We start from the raw sequence: 21,240 nt of genomic DNA on the forward strand, positions 1-21,240 counted from the left end.
TCCTCCGGCCTTCCGCAGTGTCCTCTGACCGTCCGGCGGTCACTGGCTGATCCACAGTTCCCGCAGGCGGTAGATCGCGTCGGGGTACAGCGTCACGCCCCCGACCTTGTTGCCGAAGGGGACGATGTCGTCGGGCCAGACGACCCACACGTACGGCGCGTCCTTCTCGACAAGCTTCTGGATCTGCTGGTAGATCTTGGCGGCCTCCGCCGTGTCCGAGATGCCGGCGGCCTGGTCCAGCAGGCGATCGACCTCGGGATTGCTGTATCCCGTGGTGTTCTGGCTGCCTTTGCTGTGGAAGAGGATCCGCAGCAGACCGTCCGGATCGGCGCGCTGCGTCCACTTCGTCAGCGACCAGTTGAGCTTGTCCTCGACCACCTCGTTGTAGTAGTCGCTGCCGGGCACCGTGCCGACCTTCACGTTGAGGCCGATCTTGGAATAGTCGCCCTGGAGCAGCTGAACGATCGTCTGGTAGTCGGAGTCGCTGCTGTTGACGTAGTTCACCGTCATACCCTGGGCGCCCGCCTGCTGGACGAGCTGCTTGGCCTTGTTCAGGTCATAGCTGTAGAGCGGTGTGGTGTCGCTCGTCGAATAGGCCCAGCCGATGCCGGTGGGGCCGGTGGCGACGCGGGCCTTGCCCTGGAAGATCGCACCCTTCACGCCCTCGCGGTTGGTGGCGTAGGCGATGGCCTGCCGTAGCTCTGGCTTGTCGAACGGCGGCTTGTCGCAGTCCATCTGCAGCGCGTACCAGCTACCGCTGGGCGCCTGCTTAATCGTCACAGAGGGGTCGCTCTGGATCGTGACGGCGAGCTGCGGCGTGATCGCATCGGTGATGTGGGCCTCACCGGTGCGCAGCATCGTCAGCTGGACCTGCTGCTCCGGCGTGTGCCTGAAGGTAATCGAGTCGAGGTGGACCTTGTCGGGAGCCCAGTAGTCCTTGAACCGCTGCAGCTTCAACTCGCTGTCCTGGGTGAAGCTGACGAACTGGAACGGGCCGGTTCCGACGGGGTGGACGCCGTAGTCCTGGCCGTACTTCTCGACGGCCGTCGGCGACACCATGAAGCCGGGGCGCTCGCCCAGCGCGGCGAGCAGCGGCCGCCAGGCTGTGTCCAACTGCAACTCGACGGTCGCGTCATCGACCACCTTGACCGCGTTGAGGGGCGGGGTCAGCGTGCCGCGCAAGGGGGAGTTGGTCTTCTTGTCGAGGATGCGGTCGAGGTTCCACTTGACGGCGTCGGCGCCGAACGGCGTGCCGTCGTGGAACTTCACGCCCTTACGGAGATGCAGGGTCAGGACCTTGCCGTCCTTGCTGGTCTCCCACTTCTCGGCGAGCTCCGGGACGATGTTGAAGTCCTTGTCGTACCCGACCAGGGTGTTGTACATCGCGTAGTAGGCGAACCGCTCGCTGACGTTCTGTGAGAACGCGGGGTCGAGCGTCGTGATGTCCATGCTCGTCGCGAAGACGAGGTTCCCACCGGAGGTCGGCGTACCGGTCGCGCCGCCCGGGCTCGTACCCAGATTTCCACCGGTCGCGGTGCCGGTGCCACCGCCGCATGCGGCTATCAGCAGACCCAGCGCGGAGACGCCACCGGCCTGCAGCAGGACTCGCCGGCTCATCGCGTTCTCCAACATCGGTGCCTGCCGACCCCCGTTCTGACGTTCCACTGGACTTCACCTTTCGACGAACATGCGTGTGAGTTGGACGTGCTGCGGCGATCTGTGTCAATCGCCGCTCGTGGTCGCGGGGCGGGACGGCGGAACCGGGGAGTCCCCCTGCGGATGGAGAAAGTCGCGGATGGTGGTCGCGACGACATCAGGAGCCTCTTCGAGGATGGCGTGCTTGACGCCCTCGACGATCATCAGGCGCGAGCCGGGAATCCGGTCGTGCATCGCCTCGGCCATCGCGGGCGGCGAGCCGACGTCCAGGCTGCCGGTCATGACCAGCGTCGGGGCGGTGATGCGGTGCAGTTCGTCGATGAGGTCGGTGGTGGCCAGCACCCGGAAGGCCGCGGTGTAAGCGGCCGGGTCGTTGCGGACGAACCTCTCCAGATGCGCCCGGACCACCTCGGGATGCCTGGCCCGGAAGTCGTCGGTGTACCACCGCGCCCCACCGTCGGCGACGAGCGCAGGCCCGCCGTCCTCGACGGCGCGCAGGCGTTCGAGCGCCGCCGCGCGCTGCTCCTCGGTCCGGCCGGCCACAGCGCTGAGGATGACGAGCTTCTCAACCACGTCGGGGTGACGCAGCGCGACGGCCTGCGCGATCAGCCCGCCGAGCGAGAAGCCGACGACGTTTGCCCGCTCGATGCCCAGCTCGGACATCAGCCGCATGTGGTCGGCGACGAAGTCCGCGATGTCGTACGGGCCGGGCGGCTTCATCGAGGCGCCATGGCCGCGCAGGTCGTAGCGGACGACGGTGCCGTTCGCGGCCAGCGGCGCGACGACCGGGTCCCATCGCGTCAGGTCGGAGCCGACGCCGTGGATCAGCATCGTCGGCGTTACCGCATCCGGCGGGCCGTCCACGACGGCATGCAGCGTGGTCACCGGACGCATCCCCGACGTCGGTTCTCGTGCCAACAAATGCACGCGTTCATTGGAGGAGTCCCTACTTCTCGATGAGGTCGAGTCAGTCGCCCGGCCGGGTCAGCGGCCGAGCACTTGGGGTCACCGGCTGGCCGAGTCCTCGACCACATGACCAAGTCAAGGGGAACCAGTCTGTCGTTAGCTATCTGACAGGTCAATAGCCGACTTCCAGGAAGACATCAGCTTGTTACGCGTTAGTCCGAAAAGTGCGGTAGTCGAGCAGGCGGCAGCCGAGCCTGACCGGCCCCGACTGGCGGACAGTGGCCGGCCAGGGCAGTTCAAGCTGCGGGTTCGCGGGTGATGCTGTGGATGAGGACGGCGTGCCGCGGGTTGTGGCCGCCGCTTGGGGGCGAGCCTTATCCGGAGACAGTGCGGGCCGACTCTCCGGTCGCACAGGGTGGTTTTCGGACGATCCGGGCGCATTTAGGGCGCGCGAAAAAGCGACACCTAAGACTGACAGCAGGTGCCAGACATGGCCCGCATCCGAGGGATCGCCACGCGGAGTGACGCCCGTCGGCGGCGTCACCTCCGCGGGAGGGCGCTTCGCGCGGGTGGCGATTCGCCGCTCGCGTTCACGTCCGGCCGGGACGGTCAGTTGCGGTAGTCGGGTGCGACGCGGTCGAGCAGTCGCAGCAACGCCGACCAGAGCAAGTCGTTGCCAATCTCGTCGGGGTAGTCGACCTGCGCCTCGCCCGAGAACTGGCGTGCGGTGTAGTCCGCCACCTCTGGGGAGGGCAGGCGGAGGGTGCCGGCGCTCGTCGCGCTCACCTGGATCTCGCAGGCGCGGTTCAGATAGAACATGCGGGTGAAGGCCTGTCGCGGGGTCTCGCCGACCGTCAGCAGGCCATGGTTGCGAAGGATCATGACAGGATGGTCGCGGAGGTTGGCGACCAGTCGCCGCTGCTCGTCCTTGTTGAGCGCGATGCCCTCGTAGTCGTGGTAGCCGACCCGGTTGTAGAACTCCATGCTCATCTGGTTGACCGGGAGCAGCCCCTCCTCCGTCGCCGCCACTGCGCATCCGGCGCGTGTGTGGGTGTGCAGCACTGCGTGCGCGTCCGGACGGGCCGCGTGGATGGCCGAGTGGATAACGAAGCCCGCCGGGTTGACGGCGTACGGCGTCGGCTCGACGATCCGGCCCTCCAGGTCCACAACCACCAGCGAGGAGGCGGTGATCTCCTCGAACAACAGCCCGTACGGGTTGATGAGGAAACGCGGTACGGACCCCGGCAAGCGGGCGGAGATATGCGTGAAAATCAGGTCGGTCATCCCGAAGTGGGCGACGAGCCGATAGACGGCGGCGAGCTCCTCTCTCAACTCCGCCTCAGTCTCAGTTGCCGACATCTCTGTCACCTGTGCCGTGACCTCGCTCATAGCCCCTCCTGGGTTCCGCTCCGCTAATGCCCGTACCGTCCGCGCAGGCCGGCCGGGTCGCCCGGATCATATGACCTGTCATGCAGCAGACAGTAGAGAGCAGCCCCCCCTGTCTGTCAGATGTGTGGCAATATTGCGCTGTGCGTTTCTCCGGTACTGCTGTCGCCCGTCCGCCTGCCCTGATCCGCGATCAGGTCGCCGCGCAGATCCGTGAGGCGATCACTGACCTGCGGCTCATGCCCGGCCAAGTGCTTATCGAGCGGGAGCTGTGCGAGGCCACGACGGCGAGCCGGGCGACCGTGCGTGAGGCGCTACGCCAGCTCGAGTCAGAGGGCCTCGTCCACTCGACCAACGGCCGCGGCACTGTGGTGGCCACCCTCTCGGTCGAGGACGCCCGGCAGATCTACGAGGTACGCTCCGCACTGGAGGGCATGGCTGGCCGGCTCTTCGCCATCCGGGCCACCGAGGCCGAACGGCGGGCACTGCGGGCGGCGCTGATCCGGCTCGAGGAGTCCTTGGAGGACAACCGTCAGTTGGCCATCGCGAAGACCGAGCTCTACAAGGTCCTCGTGAGCGGGGCGAAGAACACCGAGTTGGAGCAGATTCTCGACTCCATCAACCGCAGGGTGACGCTGGTCCGCATGGTCTCGCTGTCCAAGCCTGGCCGGCCGCAGGAGTCGCTGGCGGAGGTGCAGGCGATCTGTGAGGCGGCGGTGTCCGGTGACGCCACCCGCACCGAGGAGTTGTGCCGTCAGCACGTCGAGCACGCCGCGGAAGCCGCGCTTCCCCGCCTTGAGGAAGCCGGCAGCCTCGAACTCTAGGGGGACCGAGCGTGACCGGCACCAGTCTCTGACGCCGATCTCGTCGAGGTGCTCCTCCAACGCGCGCGCAGTACGACGACCTGCGCCCCAGGTCGGTGAGGGCGTACTCCGCGCGCAGCGGCACGGCCGGAGATGGCCGCGACGGGGCGGTCCCGGGAGATCACCATAGGCCGGGAGTTCTACTCGCAGAACTACGTGCGTTCTCGCTCCCGGCGAGGCCGCCATCCGCGATGAGCACTACGGCGGGCCACGTCCGGCACCCCGGCGGGCCGCCCGGGCGCGATACGGGCAAGTACACCTGGAAGTCGCCACCGACGCTGGGAGAATGGGCCTACGGGCGGAACTTCGCCGGGATCGTCTGGGACAAGGATCTGGTCAACGGAATCAATCCGGGCTTTCTCGAACTGGTTGACTCTCACGGTGCGACCAGCGCCGACGGCGGAACCTTCGAGGGAGTGAAGACGACCCTCCACAGCGGCACCGTGACGGTTACCAAGCTGAGTGAGAGGCAGGCCGGCATCTCCTTCGATATCGAGGAGGAGGGGGTGCACGGCGGGCGGATCACTTGGAAACCACGATGGGCCGGCTGGTCGGCGACTGCGTGGAGGCAACCGGTTCGGACGCCGCTCCGGTGTGGATGGACGAGGGTTTCCTGTTCTCTCAAGGGGTACAGCCGTGGGCCGAGCTTCCACTGTGGATCCCGGACGTGCCGGACACCGCCGGTTTCCGGGCCGTGTCCGGCGCATCGGCGAAAGCGGCAGGACTGCGCACCCGCCCGTTCGGCGACTCTGTCCGGGACACCTGGGAGTGGTTGCAGTCAGGCGGCGTTCCAGACCGCGCCCGGCACCCCGCCACTCGGCCTCGCCGGCGAGAAGGAGCAGCAGGTGCTGGCCGCGTGGGATTCCAGCGCCGGATCGTCCTGGCAGTAGGCGGGCGGGGACGGCGAGGTCTCCGACAGGGCGATTCTTCCTGGTCAGGAACCGGCTGTCGGAAACCCCGCCGTCCATCCGTCAACGGGGGTGCCGTGACCTTGTTCAGGTGGTTGGCGTGGCGCCCTTCTCTACACGCCTAGTCCTGGGTCTCGGGTATGTCGTCGTACCGGACGGGGTTGATCTGGTTCACCGCACCGGTGCCCACGGCCTCGATGATGCCGTCGAGTCCGTTCGCGACCGTCTGAACCAGTTGCCCGCGCTGCTTGGCACCCCAGGTCTGGGTCTGTCCTCGCACCTCGAACAGCACGGTGCCGGAGCCGTTGAGCGCGAACGAGCCGAGCCCGGTACCGGGCAGGTCGATGTCCTGCGGGTAGAGGGTCAACGATCCGAACGGGGACTGGCCGCGGACCGACAGGGCGTCGTACGCCGCCAGGGTCAGCTGCTTGGAGTAGTCGAGCCGGTAGCCGCGGTTGTACTCCTGGTGGTTCTCCACGTCGACGAACTTGCCCGACACCGACATGGTCACCTGGTTCTCACCGCTCTCGTCGAGGTCGCAGGGGCCCTGGTGGTGCAGGTCGACGTAAGTGTCGACGGCGCCGAACTCCGTCTTCAGCGACTTGTACAGGTCCCTGATGGCCTGCGACTCAGGATGGATGTACCAGCCCGCCTCGGATGAGGAGCCGGGGAAGTCTTCGGCTCGCGGCACGTAGTTCAGGTCCGGGTGATAGTCCCGGTTGACGTCGAAGCCCGGGCGCGTCGCGTAGTCGTCTCCCGACCGCGGCTGGGTGTAGTAGTTCCACGCCGGCTGCGCCCCAGCCAGCTGCGGGAAGTCCGCGACGACCTCGGCCCAGGTGCGGTCGTTGCCACGCCGGTCGAGTTCCGCGGCGTCGGGGTTCATCTTGGGTACGGCGACCAGCGTGACCTGCGAGCGCAGGCGCTCGGCCTCCGGTGTGCCGGCCGTCATGCCACGCAGCAGGGAGAGCACGGCGTCGGTGCCGGTCTTCTCGTTGCCGTGGATCTCGCTGGTGATCAGCACGACCTTGGGGCCGGTGCCGGTCCGCGCGGCCCAGATCTCACGTCCGCGGTTCGACGTGCCGATCTGTGTCACGTCAAGGACGTCCGAGCGCTGCGACTGGAGCCGCTGGAGCTCTTGGCGCAGCTCGGCGTGGCTCGTCCATGCGGATGCGCCGGTGTCCCCGGTGGAGGTACCGCAGTGCGCGTTCGCGGGCTGGGCGGTGGCGGGCGACGCTAACGGCAGGCTCACGCCTACCAGGGCCGCCACTGCCAGGCCAACTCCGGCCAGCTTCGGCGCCATGGCGCCGTACGTGGTTCGATTCTTCTTCGTCATGGCGTTCGTCACTCCTCGTCGTCCTGGTCGATCGGTTCGCCGCGGTCCGGGATGGTGTCAGCCGTCGCCGGGTCGACGGTGGCGAGGCTGCCGTCGGCGGCGGCCTGGAGCAGCGCGGTCATGGAGGCGTAGGCCGTGCGGATGAGGTAGCCGCCGGACTTCTGCCCGACGTCGCCGCGCAGCTCGATCAGCAGGCTCGCGCTGCCCTGCAGGCCGAAGGAGTTGCGCGCGATGCCCGCGAGTGAGTCGCCGGGGTAGAGGCTGACGTTGGCGAAGCCGTAATCCTCCAGTGAGGCGTACACCAGGCCCGCGACCCGCTTGCTGTCGGCGAGGACCTGCGGCGTCACCCCGGAGTTGGTGGGCCACAGGATCGAGGCGGTCGCCAGGGAACCGTCAGGCTGGCGGTAGCTGCCCTGGTGGTGGTAGTCGACGGTGATGTCCGGCTGCCACGAGCGCACCATCCGCTGGATCGCGGCCGACTCCGGCACGGGGTTGGCCTCGGGGGACATCGCCGGGTCGTGGTAGCGGTTGATGTCGAATCCCACTCCGGTACGGCAGAAGGCGCCGGAGCAGTCGGGGTCCACGTTCTGCCGCTGGAACCGCTCGGTGCCGTCGGGATTCGCGCGTACGACCACCCGAAGCGTCACGTCGTCGAGCACGTCGCCGGCCCACGTGGCCTGTGAGGTGCCGATGCGTTGCAGGAGTTGCAGGGCCGCTTCCGTGCCCAGCGGCTCGTTGCCGTGCTGCTGCGTGATGTAGAGCACCTTGGCCGGGCCGGTGCCGACCGTCGCGGCCCAGATGTCACGGCCCTCGTGCGTCCGCCCGATCGACTCCACGTCGACCGCGCCCTTGGAGCGCTTCTCCAGGCGGTGCAGCGCGGTGGTGAGCTCGTCGTAGGTGTGCAGGCGCTGGAGTGAGACCTGCTGCGAGTCCTGGACCCATGGACCCCCCGGCGTCGTGGGATCGGCGGACGCCGTGGCCGTCCCCGAGAGGGTGAGGCCCAGGACGGCGGCCAGAACAACTGCTGCTCGTCGGTTTGCGAACAAAGACAATCTCCTTTTTCGCTGTATGTCTGTGGAGGCGAAAACGGCTTCAGGGCGCACTTCACCACTTGAAGTCACAAGATTTCGGCGCATGAGAAACCCCGATCCCGGTGCGGGATGATGGACACGCCGACTAGAAATCTCCCTCAGGGAGTGAGGGGAAGGGGCTAATGAACGAACACTGCCTGCTCCTCGCGCCGGTGCCGCCGATGGCCGCTGAATGGATATGGACCGTGGGCATCGGGGTCACCCCGGCAATGCGACGCCGAATAAATCGTCCTTTCCTCATGCTCGCTACAACACGACCGGCACGGGTCGCCATGACTCTTGTAACAAACCCAAACGAGCATGACAAGTGTCACGTTCTGTGTCCAAATCGTGCCATACCGCCACCTTCGGGACGACTCGGAGGCGTGCCGCCGGGCGTACGCACAGATTAAACAGCACGTCCGGGCCATGATCGACCCTGGCCGATGCCCCAACGCCGCTCGGCTCGGGGGCGCCGCGTGTGGCAATAACGGTCGTAACAAATATTATTTCGGACATGCCTTAATCGCCGACCAGTGCCGGCGCACCACAGCCCGCCGAGACCACGGATTCACACGAAACCCACAGCATTCCAGTCTTGTTCTGGGCAGATCACCGTGAAAACGTCGCTGGTGAATTTCCCTCCAGGGACGTAGGCATCCCGTGGTGGGCCATGGCTGAGTTATGCGAGGAGCAGTACGTGCATCTGCGCAGGCGGTTCCCAGGAAAAGCCGGAGGAAACGTGGAAAGCCCGTTACCGAGACTCTTCAGTGGCCGGATGAGCACGGTGGTCGCCACCGTCGCGATGACTTTGGCCGCGTCGATCGTCGCCATCCCGCCCGCGAGTGCGCTGGACGAGGAAGGACCGGGAAACTGCAAGACCCAGGACGACCCCTCCTGGTCTGGCTGGTCCAACCACGAGCAGGTCGGCGAAGCGCTGGCGCAGATAGAGCAAACCAGCGGTGGACGCGTCGACGTGGAGGTCGTGGGCCACTCCTCACAAGGCCGGCCACTGTGGGCGGCCCGCGTCGGGACCGGTGACCGTGTCCTGATGGTGACGTCGGCGATCCACGGCAACGAGCGCACCGGGACCGAGGCGCTGCTGGCCATCCTCAAGGACCTCGGCAGCGGCGGCGACGCGCAGACCAGGCAGATGCTCGAGGACATCACGCTCGTCGCGATGCCGATGGTCAACCCCGACGGCGGCGAGCTGAACCGGCGCATCAACGTGCTGTCGTGGGCCGACACGGTGGCCGCGTTCCCGCAACTGCAAGGCGCTCCCGAGGCCTGGTATCACAGCGTGCGCGGCGACGGGATCGACCTCCCGGGCTACGACCTCAACCGGGACTTCAACCCCGATCTCGACTACGTGCCGCAGGCTGCGGATCTGCCCGGCGAGGACACCGACGCCGGATTCTTCCTGGCTCCGGAGTCGCGCGCGATCCGCGATGTGTACGTCGACCTGCGCCAGGAAAAGGGCGCCGTAGACGCCTACATCGACCTGCACCACATGGGACCGTGCGATCGCCTGACCGGCGGATCCCAGGACGGCGACCTCATCACCTTCTCACTGGACTACCCGCCCCTCGGCGTCCAGGACGGCGCCGCCTACAAGGCGGAATGGCCGGCACTGGATCAGGACAAGTCACGCCGTTACGCGCTTTCGGTCTACAACGGGCTGATCGAAAAGTACGGCGCGCAGTCGCCGCTCGCAGCCGTCGGCCGCTACTTCCACCCGGACACACGCGAGTACGCCGGCCAAGGCCGATCGGCGTTCGCCCTGAACGGCACCGGCACAGTCCTGTTCGAAGTGCGCGGCCAGCAGGACGATCTGGGCCAGAAGCAGAAGGGCATGTTCGTCAACTCGGTACGAACCGGGATCGAGTCACTGATGACCGGACTGGCCACCGGCAGCGTCGACACTCTGGACGGTGACGACTTCTTCGGCCTGCCCGACTACGGCTGGGACACCACCGCCGACTGACCCTTCCGGACTGACAACCACGCAGCCGCAGGACGCAGCGTTCTGCGGCTGCCGCCTCCGCCGCTCTTTCGTACAACGCGGCCGAACCGGCCGGCGATCCTGGCCATCAGCCACCCGATCCTGAGGCTGTGGATCGGGAGCACCGCGCAAAGCCGGTCACGACCGCATGGGCCGCACCATGCGGCTTCTCGCCAGGGACGCGCTGGAGCCGGTAGAAGCCCGCGTGCCCGCGCTCCCTGTCCTCCTCGGTCTCCACCTCCCAGCCGTCGGCGAAGCGGGCGGCGATCTCCCCTTTCGCGATGCCCGCCGGCTTGGGCCACGGACCCCTGCTCCGCCAGGCGGAGCGCCGCCAAGGGGACGACCTCGCTCGGTTTGACCACCACCGTGCAGCCCACGGCCAGCGCGGGGGCGGTCTTGGCGGCGATCTCCTGAAGCGGGAAGTTCCAGGGTGTGATGGCGCCGACGACGCCTGCCGGCTCGCGTACGACCAGTGTGTTCGCCGCCGCGCCCGGCGGGTGGGAGGGGACGGAGAGGCCCTCGGCCAGTTCCGCGGCCATCATGAAGATCTCGGCGGGGGCGCTCACCTGCGCCTCGCGGGCCATCGCCCGCGGCATGCCGAGGTCGGCCACGATGAGCTCGGTCAGCTCGTCGGCGTGGGCGGCGACGAGCCGGCCGATCTCGCGGACGTATCCGAGCCGCTCCCGCTCGGGGGTGCGCGACCAGCGGGGGAAGGCGCGCGCCGCCGCACGGACGGCCCGGTCGACGTCCTCGGCGTCACCCAGGCGGATGGCTCCGATGGCCTGCTCCGTGGTGGGGTCGAGGACGTCGAGCGCTTCCGTGCCGTGCGGGGCCACCCAGGCGCCGTCGATGTAGAGGCCCTTCATGGCCCTGCCACCGTGACCGGCAGGCTGCCACATCTCCCGCGACGCCACCCGCACTCTCACCGCCCTGGACCTCGCATGATCGAGAAACAGGACATAACTCCACTACGCCGGAGCCCTGCCATCCTGCCCCGTCATGGCGCTCTGGTCGGCGAGGGTCATCGTCACCGTCTCAGTCGTCCCGTCTCGCCCTACTTCGTATCAAAAGGGATCGTACGTCCCATTTGTCACAGCAGTCTGGAAGAGAGGGCCACGCGAGCAGCGCCCGGTAACCGACGGCGACACCCCGAAGATCGAGATGTCCATCCGCATGGTGTCGATCGACACCCCGGAAAGCGAGTTCGGCGGCAGCCCGCCCACCGCCCAGGCCACGCTCGAGCGGGCCAAGGCCCGCCTGCAAGACGGCACCTACAACGCCCTGCCGCAGGACCTGCGCGACTACCTCATCGCGCACATCACCCCCGATGCCGCGCAGCGGCACCTGAGCGCCGGCAAGCTGGCCGCCGAAGCACACAAGAGCATGGTGAACACCCGGCTGAGCCGGCCCGACGGCTCACAGCGCAAGCTGGCGGTGATCGCCACCGGCGAGCTCGTGGAGGGCAACGGCCGGCTGCTGGCCTACACCGCGCCGTGGTTCTCCGGCACCGCCTCCGACCCGCTGCCGCCGCGCGAGCACCCCGACCGGCGCACCTTCAACCTCGACATGGTCGCGCTCGGCTGGGCCGCCACCTTCATCATCTACCCCTCCATCCCACGCCCCGCCGACCTGAACCTGCTCCTGGCCGAAGCCGAGGCCGCCTGGCAGGAACAGCGCGGAGCCTGGGCACAGTTCGGCTCCGACCTGCTGCTGGGCTATGAGTACCGCGCCTGCATCAAACTCGGCGCCGCGACCTGGACGACCCCGCGGACGCCATCGCAGGTGCCTACCAGCGGGTGTGCGTGGACCTGCGGACCCTGACCGAGGTCGGCCTGTTCGGCTACCACCAGGTCCCACCCGCCCAGCGACTGTGGATCTGGGCCACCGACCTGGAACAGGCACGCAAAGACCTGCCTCTCGTCTGACCTGCGTCAGGCGAAGGCGAGCCAGTCGGTCGTTGACCTGTTTGGGGCTACCGCCGTGCGAGCGTGACTTACCGTACGGGAATGCCGAGTTCGCGGCCGAGGTAGAAGCCTTCCCGCTCCTCCAGGACGTAAGGGGCCATGGTCGCACGCCGAGATGTCTCGGCCTTGGAAGCCCGCCAGGAGTCGCACGCCTCCTTGGTGTCCCAGAACGACACCCCGGTGATTTCCTGCCCGTCCTCGGACCAGTACGCATAGGCGTGGTGCAGGCCCTCCGGATACGGGTCCGGGCGCCATGCCCGTTCGAACTCCTCCAACGCACCCGGCTTGATGCGGCGCGTCGTCACCCAGACGAAGTGCTCCCTCATCGCAGCCTCCCCCGCGACACCGATTCGGCTTGATGGCGCTCCCTACCACCATAGGTCCGTGGCACTTGGCTTCCGTTCCCCGGGTCATGGCCGCTCGCCGTCGCACGGCCGGGCGGGTTAGTGGCACGCAGCATATGCTCACCGGTGAGCGGCAAGGTCAACGGCGAGGTCGAGGACGACGTTAGCGGGGTAGCGAACGAGCCGGTCAGCGCCAGCGAGATCGAGATGGGTCGTGACCAAGTTCGGTACAGCCACCACACGCAACCCGGCCGTCTTCGCCGCGGCGATGCCGTGCGGGCTGTCCTCGATCGCGACGACAGCGCAGGGGTCCACCTGCAGTCGGGCGAGCGCGGCCAGGTACACGTCAGGGGCTGGTTTACGGGCTATGCCGCGGGCGGTGACCACCGTCTCGATCAGGTGGGTCAGGCCGAGCCGGTCCAAGTTGTCCAGGTCAGGGCGTGCACCGAGTAGGCGACGCCCTCCTCGCGCAGCTTCGTGAGGCCCTTTGCCGCGGTATTCGACCTGGACAAGGACGTCGTCGAACGGTAGCGGTCGACACCCTGAAGGACAACGGGGCCCTGCCCCTTCGTGGCGCCGGGGCTCGTTTCCTGCTTTCATCGGCCAGAAGCCAGAGACATCTACTCGACGCATCTGCGTGACTACAGTGGGCGCTCTTCGGCTGCATGAGTGCGCGCGCCTTCGAGATCTCGGAAGGCGCGCGCACTCATGCGAGGAGGACACAGGCACCGGGCCCTCCCCTTATCGATCCCTTAGCTCACCCGCATCCGTAAGGCAACCGGGGGACTGTAAGCACTTGTGTTTGCTGACAAGTGCTTACCATTGTGCCCACGTTCAACGTCGTAATGCTGGTGTGGAATGTTTTGCTCGCCTCTCCGGCCTAATCCGGATGGCGGCGAACGCTGCCGAACGTCGGCGAACACGTCCGCATGCCGCCGACCTGCGGCGACAGGATGGCGAAGCGCGCCCTGGCGCTCGCGAACGGTTCCGTACGACACGGCAGGCATATCCAGAGATCGGTGCTTTGCCCACACCAGACGTTTCATGCGGTGTTCATGGGAGTGATGCGCCATCATGTTCAACATCCCGCACCGATCAGGCACTCCCAGAGCGGGAAAAGGTGCGCTTTACCGACTCACCCGCATCCATTCCCCACAGAAAAGGCACAAAGTGGACAATTGCATTTCGGTCCCCGCCCCCGGGGCGCGCACGTCGATCGTCATCATCGTGGTCGTCCTGACCGCCGCCGCCTGGCTCCTGCTCACGTCGGGGACCGACGTGGAGAGCATGGCGGTCCTGCTCGGCGCCATCACCGCCTCGGTCGCGGGCATCGCACGCTTCGTGCGCGGCCCCGGCCCTCGGGACGGCAAGGAGGCCCAGTAGGTGGGCGCGACGAACACCATCTATCCACCCGATCTCCAGACAGGGCCGATAGACCTCACCGCTGCGCAGAGGGAGGGACGCTACGTCGTGCCTCTGCACAACACTCCGCACGTCCAGCCGCACAAGGACTTCGCGGTCCTGGCGATGGCCACGCTGGAAGAGCGTGGCTTCCCCGCCAACTGCTCGGACCCTGGGCAGTGGCGGCAGGTCGTGGACGCACTCTCCAATCCTGCGGCCCAGACCTTCCCGCTCTTGGGTCCCTTCGCTGATCTGACGGCGCGGCTTCGCGTCGGCGAGGCCAGATACCGCCAACTGGCCGACCTCTGGCATGAAGCCGCCGACGTGTACGTCAGGCGTGGCCTGTTCTATTTCAGCGGACCGCCGGTCGAGCCCGTCCGCATCGGCTCACACGTGAGAGCGCTGGCGTCGGCGCGGCAACCCGAGAAGCCAGCGGCTACCGGCGTACAGGTGACCGCGGCCCCGGCGCTGCAACCCCAAAAGCCGCCGGCCACCCAGCGTGGCCGGCGAGTTGCGGCGGCGCAGGCCGCCGCGGCCGACGCTGGAAGCATGTTCCCCTCGTTCGCCGTCGTGGACGATGTGGAGGGCTTCGAGGACCTCAAGCCGGACCCCTTGGCCGCCACCACGGTGGCGGAGTTCCTGGAGGCCATGAGGGTCTTCCGCATCTGGGCGGGCGAGGATCCGCTGGCCGAGCTGGCCCGGCGCTCGCGGGGCGCGTTCGCGACGAGCACGCTGTGCGAGACGCTCAGCGAGGCGAACACCAAACGCCTGCCGACGCTCCGCGTGGTGAAGGCCTTCATCAGGGCCTGCGGCGGCAACGACAACGATGTTCGGGCGTGGACCACGGCCTGGCGTGCGGTACGCCTGAGGGCGGCGCGAGGCGCCTCGAGTCCTCCGGTACGTCATTTGAGGGCGGCAGGTACGCCGTAGCGAGGACTTCACGCCGCACGCCGTGCCGTGATCAAGAATCGTGAACGGTTCCCGCACCTGCGGGAACTGTTCACGGGTGAGCGTGGCGAGGCTCGGCAGGCAAGTGCAGGCCGCCACCGTAGCCGTCCGCGTCGCCGGTGATCGACAGCATCCTTGGCCAGGTGACGATCTCGAACAAGTAGGCCCAGCGGCCATCCGGGTTGCTGAACTTCAGGTGTCGGTACAGGCCGTCGTCGTGCAGGACCTGCGGTCCGGAGCGCCGTGGCGCGTCTCCTGATTTGGCATCAGCGGTCGTGCGGGTGTGGGAGGCATCGCCGCTCAGACCTGTTCGAAGTGGAACGCCTTGATGAAGCAGTCGCGGGGCTGGGTGACTGCGAAGAGGATGCACTCCACGAGCGAGTGCGCTGTGAGGGCGTCCTTGGAGTCGCGCGGGGTGGTTTCCCACTCCTCGTTGAGCGGGTCGGCGTTGTCGAAGTCGGGCGGGTAGAGCGATATCACCGCGCGGCGGGCTGGGCCGAGGATGCCGCTGACCTCGCCGGGGTGCTCCACGTCGACGCTGGCGAAGCGATATCCGTTGGATTTTCCCCCGTTGCTACCGGGACCCCGAGTTCGACCGGCTGAAGGACGTGGCGAAGGCGGCGTCGCTGGGCAAGTTCAAGGAGCGGCGGCACGAGCGTTACCGACATCCCGCTTCCGGAGCCGTGGGGCTCAGATGCCGGGCAGTCGCACGGCGATCATGGCGATGTCGTCCTTGCACGGCATGGGTGGCAGGGTGAGCAGCTTGTCGCAGAAGGCCTCGAGGGGCTCGCGGGCCAGACGAGCGCCGCTGCGGCGCAGTCGTTCCAGCCCTATGTCGAGGTGCTCACCGGGCACTTCCACCAGGCCGTCGGTGTAGAACAGCAGCGTGCTGCGCGCCGGCAGCGCCGCGACGGCGCTGGTGCGCGGCAGGTCGTGGGCCACGCCCAGGATGGGGTCGGCGTCGCCTTCCAGGTAGCGAGCCCGGAGCTCGTAGGTCACCAGCAGGGGCGGTGGATGCCCGGCCACCGAGTAGTGCAGCCGCCAGTCACCGTCGTCCGGCCCTTCCAGACGGGCGAGGATGCAGGTCGCCGTGCTTTCGGGGCAGAGCGACTCGGTGGCGATGTTCAGGCGGCGCAGGATGTCGCCGGGGGGCTCGCGTCGGTCCATCGCCAGTCCTCTGAGCATGTTGCGCAACTGGCTCATCGTGACCGCTGCCGCCAGGTCGTGACCGGCCACGTCCCCGATGCTCAGGACCGTGGAGCCGTCCGGCAGGACGAAGGAGTCGTACCAGTCGCCGCCGATCTCCACGGCGGTCGCACACGCTCGGTAACGAACGGTGATCTCCAGCCCCGGCACCTGCGGTGGATCGGGGAGCAGGTAGTTCTGCAGCGCCCGGGCCACGCGTTGGGTGTGCTGGAACCGCATCGCGTTACTCAGATGGGAATGCGCGTGATCCAGCATCCGCTCCAGCAGGCCGACGTCCGCGGCGCTGAGCGGTTCGCGGCCCCCGGCGACTGTGCCGGCGCACACCACCGCCGCCACCACGCCGTCCACCATTACCGGCACCAGAGCCATACTGTTGACCCCCTCCGCGACGAAATACTCCTCCGCCCTCGGCGGCGCGGCGCCAGGCGGCGGCGCACCCGGAGGAAACGCCCTGCGGATCGGCTTCCTGGTCCTGATCACCGCGGCGAAGTCGCTGTCCGGCTCGAACCGCTCGGCACACAACGGCAGTCGCCTGCCCCGTCCTCCCCCACCGTGCTCGCCACCCGCTCGCCGAAGAAGGGCGATCCAAGCGATTCATCCTCCATCTCCGGCAGGAGATAGATGGCGCACCCATCGGCCACGGCCGGCACGATCACCTCAGCGAGGGCGCGCAGCACCTCGTCCAGGTCGGCGAGGTCGGCGGTCACGGCGGCGGCCCGCTCGAGTAGCTTCCTGCGGCGTTCCTGCTGCCACTCCTGCTCGACGTCGGCGATGGTGCCGACCCACTCGACCACCTGGCCGCCCTCAACGATGGGCACGCCGCGCGCGCGGACATGCCGGTAGGTGCCGTCTGACGCCTTCAAACGGTAGACGTGGTCCCAGAGACTCAGCTGCTCCAGCGCCTTGAGCCACTTCGCCAGAGCGGGCTCGCGGTCGTCGGGGTGTACGGCGTTCAGCCAGCCGTGACCGCGGCACTCCTCCCAACTCTGCCCGGTGTACCGCTCCCAGCCATGGCTCGGCTCGTTCGCCTTGCCCAGGGGGTCACTCACCCATACCGCCTGTGTCTCGAGCCGGACCAGACTCTGATAGCGGTGCAGGAACCTGCGCCGCTCCTCGCTGACGGATTCGATCACCCGGGCGGTCTCGACCTGGTCGGTGACATCCATGGTCATAATCAGCAGGCCTGCCTCGCCGTCCCCGAGCGAGAGTTTCGATATGCCGACCGAGGCGAAACGCTCGCGTCCCGACGGGTCTCGCTCGCCGAGTTCGAATGGGAGTTTCTCAAGGCTTACGGCCTCGCCCGTTTCCAGGACCCGGTCGAGCTGCGCGAAATATTCTTCAGGGCGAAGGTCGCGAAACGCCTCCCGAATAGGTAGCCCGAGCCGGGGCTCGCCGGCGATCTTCCGGTAGGCGTAGTTCATATAGATCAGCCGGTGATCGGAGCCGCTGGTCACGGCCACGCCCACGAGAGCAGAGTTGAAGGAGTCCAAACGTATGCCCCTGGGCAGCAAAGCTCGGCCCCTGGACAACAAAGCTTTGCCCCTGGAGAACATCTCCGAACCCATCATGGTGGTGTCCCTTCGTTGATGGTCATCAGATCGCTCTCGGGCCGTGGCGGTAGTCGTACTCGCCCCGCCGCATGTCGTCGACGGAGGTGAAGGCCGAGCCATCGACGTACTTCTCGCTCTGCGGGGTCATTCTCGTGCTGAGGTGTGCCAAGTCCTTACGGGCGAACGCGGGCGTCGTCGAGGGTCGCGACGTTGCCGATGTTCGTCCGCAGCCGTCCGTCCCGCACCCGCTGGACGATCTCACTCAGTTGGGGGCGATCGGGCACGACGACGAAGTCGATCGCCAGGCCGTCCGCGGGCCGCGCCTCCGGCGGGCCGGCGATCGTCACCAGCGTTCCTCCGGCTCGAACCAGACCCGCGGACCGCCTCCCGATGTCGCCGCCGAAGACATCGAAAACCAGATCGACTCCGCCGACGTCTTCCAGGGCGTCGTTCTCGAGGTCGACGAACTCCTGCGCGCCGAAGTCGAGCGCCGTCTGACGGCCGGCAGCGCGCCCGGTGCCGATGACGTAGGCGCCGGCCTCGCGGGCGAGCTGGGTTGCCATCGAACCGACTGCGCCGGCCGCACCGTGCACGAGGACGCTCTGCCCCGCCCGGAGGCGGCCGTGCTCGAACAGCCCCTGCCACGCGGTCAGGCCCGGCATCGCAAGGCTCGCGCCCGCCGTGAAGTCAACGTCGCCCGGCAGCGGCGCGACGTTACGCGCCTCGACGGCCACGTACTCCGCGAGGGTGCCGTCGCGAGTCCAGTCCGTGAGGCCGAACACCCGCTGGCCCACCGACAACCCCGTCGTCCCATAGCTGAGGGCGGTGACCACACCGGCCAGCTCGTGCCCGGGGATCGACGGCGTCCGGTCACGGCCGAGGCGATCCGTCCAGTTCGATGGCCACGACAGCTCACCCGGGGTGAATCCCGACGCGTGAACCTCGATGAGGACGTCGTTGCCCGCAGCCTCCGGCTCGGGACGCTCGGCCAGCGTCATCCCGGCCGTTCCCGCAGCCTGATCCGTCACCACAATCGCCTTCATCCGGCCAGTCTTTGCCTGCACGGCATGTACGGTCCAGCCAAACCGGACTAATTGGTCCAGACTTTACGGAGTCGTGTTGCCCGGCAATCAGGGAGCGCCTGGCGGTGAGATCGCAGAGGCTGGTATGCCTGAGCGGGGAATGCACACGATGACCGATGGGACGCCTCAAGGGACATCGACGGTTGACCAACTGAGACGAAATCGTCCAGATGTTGCTAGTGCCGTGACCGGAAACGATCACCGGGTTGGTGTGCGGGACGATCCTGCCGGTTCGATGGGTTGATCACGTTAGATCAACCTTTGGGAGGCAGCGTGACGCAACCGGTCAAGGTCCGCAGGGTCACGGACCAGGAAGGGCAGAAGCTGCAGCGGATCGTGCGGCGCGGCACGACCAGCACGGTCCGCTACCGGCGGGCGATGATCCTGCTGGCCTCGGCCGGCGGCAACACGGTCCCCGTCATCGCCCGGCTGGTGCAGGCCGATGAGGACACCGTGCGCGATGTGATCCACCGCTTCAACGAGATCGCGCTGGCCTGCCTGGACCCTCAGTGGGCGGGAGGCCGTCCCCGCCTGCTCAGTCCTGACGACGAAGACTTCGTCGCACAGACGGCCGCTAGGCCGTGATCACATCGCTTCGTAATCTCGGAAGTGGAGTCGAGGCTGTTCCAGCGTGAAGGGTGTCAAAACTCGGTTTCAGGTGCTGGCCTGCGGTTCATGACCAAAGCCTCGTTGGTCAGCCGGCTCGCTGGTATTCGCTGATGAGCCCGCCGAGGACGTGGCGGCGCTCGATCCGGCCCACCGGCAGCGGGATCACGTCGGAGTCATCATCGGTGGGAGCTCGAAGGCCGAGGGAGCGGTGTGGTCTGTGTCGATTGTAGTGATCGGCATATTCGTCCAGCACGGTGCGAAGGTGCTGTTCGTTGAAGATCAGCAGTCGGTCGGTGCACTCCGTGCGTGCGGTGCGTACCCATCGCTCGGCGAACGCGTTCGCGCGAGGCGATCGCGGTGGGATCTTCAGCACGTGAATGTCGTCGCCTGCGAAGACCTCATCAAAGCTGCTGGTGAACTTCGCGTCCCGATCGCGAATCAGAAACCGGAACGCGCCGGCCCGGTCCTTCAGATCGGCGAGAAGGTTACGGGCTTGCTGGGCAACCCATGCACTATCAGGGCGGGCGGTCACGCCGAGCACGTGCACGAACCGAGTGCCGACCTCCACCACGAACAAGACGTACAACCGGCGCAGCGTGACGGTGTCCACCGTGAAGAAGTCACAAGCCAGCGTGCTCGTAGTGTGGGCGCGGAGGAAATCACGCCAGCGGTCGTCGGCCCGTCGCGGCCCGGGACCAAGCCGCGCTCGTTTCAGGATCCGGCGGATCGTCGCGCTGCTCACTCGATGGCCCATATGGCGCAGTTCGCCACGGATACGCTCGTAACCCCAGCGAGGATTCCCCCGTGCCAGCTTCTGGATCAACACCACGACCGCCGGATCGGTCGCAGGCCGTCCCATCCTCCGGTTCGGGTAGGTCCATTGACGCGCGACCAGACGCCGATGCCAGCGCAGCAGGGAGCATAATCGTCTGATTCCGGTCTTGTGAGTATCAGGGTGCGGCGGTCGCCAGGTCGTGGCAGCGGCTGCTCGCCTCGACGTCACCGATCGCCTCGAACACCTCGGCCGCACGCGTGTAGGCTCGGCGGCTCTCCTCGGTCCGGCCTTCCTCTTGGCCGCGAGATTCTCCAGGGCGAGGGCCTGGACGTAGTCGGACGACTGGAGCCGCTCCATGAGAACCACCGCCTCGGTGAGCGCAGTGATCGCTTCGGCTCGGCGGCCGAGCGACCGCTGGCACATGCCGAGGCGGAACTGCGTGTGCGCCCGGCCGACGTCCACGACGCTCGGCGCCATCCCCGACTCGTCGTCGACCAGCAGGGCCCACAGGTCGAGGTAATGCTCCAGCGCCTCCTCGTGGCGGCCCTGGTCGTAGCGGCAGTCGCCGAGGCCGCTGAGGCTTTGACTGTAGGCGTCGATGTCGCCGACGGCTTTGAACATCTGCGCCGACCGGGCGGACGACTCCGCGGCTTCGCCGAGCCGTCCGAGTCTTCGAAGGGCGGCTCCCGAGCGGTTGTGGGCCCACGTGATCTGTGCGGTGGCGCAGGCACCGGCAAACAGTACGTCTACGTCTATCCGGCCAAGAAGTCCCTGGTGACCGTCATGGCCAAGGTGAAGGCGATCTGCCGGCGGAGCACGAACCTGCCGCTCGAAGACCTGCTGCGTCAGCTCAACCGGATGCTGCGGGGCTGGACCGCGTACTTCAAGTACGGATGCTCGAACGCGACTTTCAGCTATCTGAGGGCCTACCTCTGGAAGGAGATCGTCAGATGGCAGGAGCGCAAGCACCGGCGTGTTCCTTGGAAGGTACTACGCCGACGCTACGGCATCTGGCCCGCCGCGGGCGGAAGGGAGCTGTTCGACCCGGCACGGGTGAGCGCCAAGCGCTACTACTACCGGGGAACACGCATCCCGACACCGTGGCCGAGCACAGCATGAGGTGAACACCAACCCTGCGGGACTTGTGGAGAGCCCGGTGCGCTTAGCGGTGCACGCCGGGTTCGGGAGGCGACCCGGAGAAACGGGCTGGTCGTGAGGCCAGTACCGCGCTCCGGGT

20 protein-coding genes and 1 pseudogene are annotated in these 21,240 nt (G+C 67.4%); 8 read left to right on the forward strand and 13 right to left on the reverse strand.

Going from position 1 to position 21,240, the window contains the following annotated elements; all coding sequences use genetic code 11:
• Positions 1 to 39 precede the first annotated feature (39 nt).
• From ITP53_RS18475 to ITP53_RS18485, 3 genes are all read right to left on the reverse strand, one after another.
• A complete protein-coding gene (locus ITP53_RS18475; RefSeq protein ID WP_195896649.1) occupies positions 40 to 1,617 on the reverse strand; it encodes an ABC transporter substrate-binding protein in 1,578 nt (525 codons plus the stop codon).
• Positions 1,618 to 1,722: 105 nt separating this feature from the next.
• On the reverse strand, positions 1,723 to 2,541 hold the full coding sequence (locus ITP53_RS18480) for an alpha/beta fold hydrolase (RefSeq protein ID WP_195896650.1): 819 nt from the start codon (positions 2,539 to 2,541) through the stop codon (positions 1,723 to 1,725).
• A gap of 630 nt (positions 2,542 to 3,171) precedes the next feature.
• Positions 3,172 to 3,951 (reverse strand): class II aldolase/adducin family protein, encoded by a 780-nt coding sequence (locus ITP53_RS18485; RefSeq protein WP_195896651.1) that lies wholly within the window; start codon positions 3,949 to 3,951, stop codon positions 3,172 to 3,174.
• A 140-nt stretch (positions 3,952 to 4,091) separates the two neighbouring features.
• Here ITP53_RS18485 and ITP53_RS18490 point away from each other — a divergent pair, with 140 nt between their 5' ends.
• A complete protein-coding gene (locus tag ITP53_RS18490) occupies positions 4,092 to 4,772 on the forward strand; it encodes a GntR family transcriptional regulator (RefSeq protein WP_195896652.1) in 681 nt (226 codons plus the stop codon).
• A gap of 1,068 nt (positions 4,773 to 5,840) precedes the next feature.
• Here the strand turns inward: ITP53_RS18490 and ITP53_RS18495 are convergent.
• Entirely contained in the window at positions 5,841 to 7,052 is a 1,212-nt protein-coding gene (locus ITP53_RS18495; RefSeq protein ID WP_236050945.1) for a M14 family zinc carboxypeptidase, read from the reverse strand.
• An 8-nt stretch (positions 7,053 to 7,060) separates the two neighbouring features.
• Positions 7,061 to 8,098 (reverse strand): M14 family zinc carboxypeptidase, encoded by a 1,038-nt coding sequence (locus tag ITP53_RS18500; protein WP_195896653.1) that lies wholly within the window; start codon positions 8,096 to 8,098, stop codon positions 7,061 to 7,063.
• Positions 8,099 to 8,900: 802 nt separating this feature from the next.
• Here ITP53_RS18500 and ITP53_RS18505 point away from each other — a divergent pair.
• Positions 8,901 to 10,106: a M14 family zinc carboxypeptidase gene (locus tag ITP53_RS18505; protein ID WP_195896654.1), complete on the forward strand. Its 1,206-nt coding sequence runs from the start codon at positions 8,901 to 8,903 to the stop codon at positions 10,104 to 10,106.
• Here the strand turns inward: ITP53_RS18505 and ITP53_RS18510 are convergent.
• Positions 10,079 to 11,050 (reverse strand): aldehyde dehydrogenase family protein, encoded by a 972-nt coding sequence (locus ITP53_RS18510; RefSeq protein WP_195896655.1) that lies wholly within the window; start codon positions 11,048 to 11,050, stop codon positions 10,079 to 10,081. The genes ITP53_RS18505 and ITP53_RS18510 overlap by 28 nt on opposite strands.
• A gap of 235 nt (positions 11,051 to 11,285) precedes the next feature.
• Between ITP53_RS18510 and ITP53_RS18515 the strand changes: the two genes are divergently transcribed.
• Together ITP53_RS18515 and ITP53_RS59320 are read left to right on the forward strand one after the other, a co-directional pair.
• The gene (locus ITP53_RS18515) at positions 11,286 to 11,945 is read left to right on the forward strand and encodes a hypothetical protein (protein WP_195896656.1); all 660 of its coding nucleotides are present in this window, start codon (positions 11,286 to 11,288) and stop codon (positions 11,943 to 11,945) included.
• Positions 11,927 to 12,049, forward strand: a complete 123-nt coding sequence (locus tag ITP53_RS59320) for a hypothetical protein (protein WP_268961073.1) — start codon at positions 11,927 to 11,929, stop codon at positions 12,047 to 12,049. The genes ITP53_RS18515 and ITP53_RS59320 overlap by 19 nt, the downstream gene beginning before the upstream one ends.
• A gap of 68 nt (positions 12,050 to 12,117) precedes the next feature.
• Here ITP53_RS59320 and ITP53_RS18520 read toward each other — a convergent pair whose 3' ends face one another.
• A complete protein-coding gene (locus ITP53_RS18520) occupies positions 12,118 to 12,414 on the reverse strand; it encodes a hypothetical protein (RefSeq protein WP_195896657.1) in 297 nt (98 codons plus the stop codon).
• A gap of 138 nt (positions 12,415 to 12,552) precedes the next feature.
• Entirely contained in the window at positions 12,553 to 12,855 is a 303-nt protein-coding gene (locus ITP53_RS57620; RefSeq protein ID WP_236050946.1) for an HAD family hydrolase, read from the reverse strand.
• Between the two features lie 747 nt (positions 12,856 to 13,602).
• Between ITP53_RS57620 and ITP53_RS18530 the strand changes: the two genes are divergently transcribed.
• On the forward strand, positions 13,603 to 13,815 hold the full coding sequence (locus tag ITP53_RS18530) for a hypothetical protein (protein WP_195896659.1): 213 nt from the start codon (positions 13,603 to 13,605) through the stop codon (positions 13,813 to 13,815).
• An 87-nt stretch (positions 13,816 to 13,902) separates the two neighbouring features.
• On the forward strand, positions 13,903 to 14,763 hold the full coding sequence (locus tag ITP53_RS18535) for a hypothetical protein (RefSeq protein WP_195896660.1): 861 nt from the start codon (positions 13,903 to 13,905) through the stop codon (positions 14,761 to 14,763).
• 318 nt (positions 14,764 to 15,081) lie between these two features.
• Here ITP53_RS18535 and ITP53_RS18540 read toward each other — a convergent pair whose 3' ends face one another.
• The 4 genes from ITP53_RS18540 to ITP53_RS18550 form a co-directional block, all read right to left on the reverse strand.
• On the reverse strand, positions 15,082 to 15,312 hold the full coding sequence (locus tag ITP53_RS18540; protein WP_207756103.1) for a hypothetical protein: 231 nt from the start codon (positions 15,310 to 15,312) through the stop codon (positions 15,082 to 15,084).
• Positions 15,313 to 15,471: 159 nt separating this feature from the next.
• A complete protein-coding gene (locus ITP53_RS57625; RefSeq protein ID WP_236050947.1) occupies positions 15,472 to 16,509 on the reverse strand; it encodes a PP2C family protein-serine/threonine phosphatase in 1,038 nt (345 codons plus the stop codon).
• Positions 16,464 to 17,453: a PAS domain-containing protein gene (locus ITP53_RS57630; protein ID WP_328814951.1), complete on the reverse strand. Its 990-nt coding sequence runs from the start codon at positions 17,451 to 17,453 to the stop codon at positions 16,464 to 16,466. Before ITP53_RS57630 ends, ITP53_RS57625 begins: the two co-directional genes overlap by 46 nt.
• A gap of 257 nt (positions 17,454 to 17,710) precedes the next feature.
• Positions 17,711 to 18,565, reverse strand: coding sequence for an NADP-dependent oxidoreductase (locus ITP53_RS18550; RefSeq protein ID WP_328814953.1), 855 nt, complete (start codon positions 18,563 to 18,565; stop codon positions 17,711 to 17,713).
• A gap of 327 nt (positions 18,566 to 18,892) precedes the next feature.
• On the opposite strand from ITP53_RS18550, the pseudogene ITP53_RS57635 reads away from it, so the two are divergent.
• Positions 18,893 to 19,192, forward strand: a pseudogene (locus tag ITP53_RS57635) (helix-turn-helix domain-containing protein); the annotation flags it as partial.
• Positions 19,193 to 19,313: 121 nt separating this feature from the next.
• On the opposite strand, the gene ITP53_RS18560 reads toward ITP53_RS57635, so the two are convergent.
• Positions 19,314 to 20,759 carry an integrase core domain-containing protein gene (locus ITP53_RS18560; protein ID WP_328814957.1) on the reverse strand — a complete coding sequence of 482 codons (1,446 nt, stop codon included), beginning with the start codon at positions 20,757 to 20,759 and terminating at the stop codon, positions 19,314 to 19,316.
• Between ITP53_RS18560 and ITP53_RS57640 the strand changes: the two genes are divergently transcribed.
• Positions 20,700 to 21,122: a group II intron maturase-specific domain-containing protein gene (locus ITP53_RS57640; protein ID WP_328814959.1), complete on the forward strand. Its 423-nt coding sequence runs from the start codon at positions 20,700 to 20,702 to the stop codon at positions 21,120 to 21,122. The genes ITP53_RS18560 and ITP53_RS57640 overlap by 60 nt on opposite strands.
• Positions 21,123 to 21,240 lie beyond the last annotated feature (118 nt).

Origin of the sequence: Nonomuraea cypriaca, from assembly GCF_015645445.1 — a bacterium.
GTDB lineage: Bacteria > Actinomycetota > Actinomycetes > Streptosporangiales > Streptosporangiaceae > Nonomuraea > Nonomuraea cypriaca.